Source organism: Pseudomonas sp. UBA4194, from assembly GCF_002379585.1.
Taxonomy (GTDB): domain Bacteria; phylum Pseudomonadota; class Gammaproteobacteria; order Pseudomonadales; family Pseudomonadaceae; genus Aquipseudomonas.
Genome location: NZ_DFUE01000053.1, coordinates 1 through 551, shown reverse-complemented (window position 1 = coordinate 551; position 551 = coordinate 1). Strand labels below are relative to the sequence as shown.

General features: G+C 63.7%; 1 protein-coding gene. It reads left to right on the top strand.

What is annotated here, in order from left to right; genetic code table 11:
- Nucleotides 1–46: 46 nt before the first annotated feature.
- Nucleotides 47–551 (top strand): nitrilase-related carbon-nitrogen hydrolase (locus B3397_RS13840; RefSeq protein ID WP_296250993.1); only part of this gene is annotated, 505 nt, incomplete at its 3' end.

Below are 551 nucleotides of genomic sequence, written 5' to 3'. Positions count from 1 at the left end.
CGCGATGACGCCCGCACAGGCACCCAAGAATCCATAGGAAGCCACCATGCCCACTATCCGCGCCGCCGCCGTTCAGTTCAGCCCCGTGCTGTACTCCCGTGAAGCCACCGTTGCCAAGCTGTGTGAACGACTGCTGCAACTGGGCCGCGACGGTGTGCAGTTCGCGGTATTCCCGGAAACCGTCATCCCCTACTACCCCTACTTTTCGTTCGTGCAGCCACCCTTCGCCATGGGCAAACAACACCTCAAACTGCTCGAAGAGTCGGTCACCGTCCCTTCCGACGTTACCCGCCAGATCGGCGAGGCCTGCCGAGAGGCCGGGATCGTGGCCTGCATCGGTGTCAACGAGCGCGACGGCGGCACGATCTACAACGCCCAGCTGCTGTTCGATGCCGACGGCACGCTGCTACAGCACCGACGCAAGAACACACCCACCTATCACGAGCGCATGGTGCGGGGCCAAGTCGACGGCTCCGGCCTGCACGCAACCGACAGCGCCGCTGGCACCATTTGCTCCCTGGCCTGCTGTGAGCACTACAACCCGTTGGACC